General features: G+C 48.7%; 3 protein-coding genes. All 3 read right to left on the reverse strand.

Annotated elements, in window-relative coordinates; translation table 11 throughout:
* Positions 1 to 780: catechol 1,2-dioxygenase (gene catA, locus MES37_RS24310; protein ID WP_237932817.1), on the reverse strand; the 780-nt coding region annotated here is incomplete at its 3' end.
* A 76-nt stretch (positions 781 to 856) separates the two neighbouring features.
* Positions 857 to 1,147 (reverse strand): muconolactone Delta-isomerase, encoded by a 291-nt coding sequence (gene catC, locus MES37_RS24315; protein ID WP_237932818.1) that lies wholly within the window; start codon positions 1,145 to 1,147, stop codon positions 857 to 859.
* A 10-nt stretch (positions 1,148 to 1,157) separates the two neighbouring features.
* Positions 1,158 to 1,487 (reverse strand): enolase C-terminal domain-like protein (locus tag MES37_RS24320; protein WP_273695290.1); only part of this gene is annotated, 330 nt, incomplete at its 5' end.

Here is a 1,487-nt window from a genome sequence, read left to right on the forward strand (position 1 = left end):
AGCAATTAAACCATCGCGGGTAGCAAAAGCAAAATCATCCCACAAGTATTTATCACCATTCAGGTTAATTTGACTGGTGAGATGTTTATGGCCTGGTGCTGAAACGAAGAAGTGAATATGTGCAGGGCGATTACCGTGGCGGCCCAGACGGTCGAGCAACTTCTGGGTTGGGCCGTCTGGTGGGCAGCCATAGCCTGACGGGACAATACTTTGCACGCTATAACGCCCATCACTGCCGGTTTTAATGCGGCGGCGCAGGTTGTATTCGCTTTGGCTCGGGTCGAAGAACGAATAGTTCCCCAGCGTATTCGCGTGCCAGATATCAACAATCGCGTTGGCGACTGGGTGGCCTTTGGTGTCGCGAACGGTGCCGTGCAACCACATCGTTTGGCCGTTATCTTTCCCGTCATCCATGCGGGTGTGGCCTTCAGCCAGCGGCGCATTGGCGACATACAACGGCCCTTCGATGGTACGCGGAGTGCCGGATTCAAGCTGAGCTGCGGCATCCAGCGCATCCTGGCGTAAATCCAAATAGTGTTCAATGCCCAGACCTGCGGCTAATAATGCGGCTTCCTGGCGGCCACCCAATTCATGCAGATAGTTTGCCGCATGCCAGAATTCTTCTTCGGTGATATTAAACTCATCAATTATCGTACAAATATTTTCCAGCAGGCGATGAATAATATTTTTAAAACGCTCATCTCCTTCCACACCATTTAAACCGGCACTTTCTCTTAATAAAGCTTGCACTTCAGGCAGGTGAACAAAGTTAGTTGTCATGTTTATTGTCTCATTGCTTACTTGTAGGGAACCATGCCTGGGAAAAGGCATGGTGCAGGTTAATTTTTATTATTGTTTATTTATCATCATTACGAATTGAAGATGGATGACGGCACAATGCATCAACTTTGATATCCATGTACGGATACAATGGCAAAGCCATTAATAAATTGTGTAACTCCTCAGCATCTTTAACATCAAAAATACTGACATTAGAATATAACCCGGCAATGCGCCAAATATGGCGCCACTTGCCTTCTTGTTGTAACTGCTGTGAATAGGCTTTTTCTTTGGCTTTAATTTCAGCGGCAGTTTCCACTGGCATGTCGAGTGGAATATTTACCGTCATCTCAACTTTAAATAACATGGCTTTCTCCTTATGCCTTACGGCGGTAAAACGCTAATTTATCTTCATCCAGGGTCACACCCAACCCCGGGGTTGCTGGCAAGGTCACCGCGCTGTTAGCAAAATGCAGCGGCTTTTCGACAATATCGTCTTTCAGTAACAGCGGGCCAAACATTTCTGTCCCCCACGCCAGCGGTAATGTCGACCAGGCATGCAGCGAAGCTACCGTGCCAATCGTGCCTTCCAGCATGGTGCCGCCGTACAACCCAATGCCTGCGGCTTGAGCCACATGTGCCAAGCGCAATACGCTTGCCGGGCCACCGGCTTTGGCAATTTTCAACGCATATGCGCCGGTAAATCC

Origin of the sequence: Buttiauxella sp. S19-1 (genome assembly GCF_022134725.1) — a bacterium.
GTDB lineage: Bacteria > Pseudomonadota > Gammaproteobacteria > Enterobacterales > Enterobacteriaceae > Buttiauxella > Buttiauxella ferragutiae.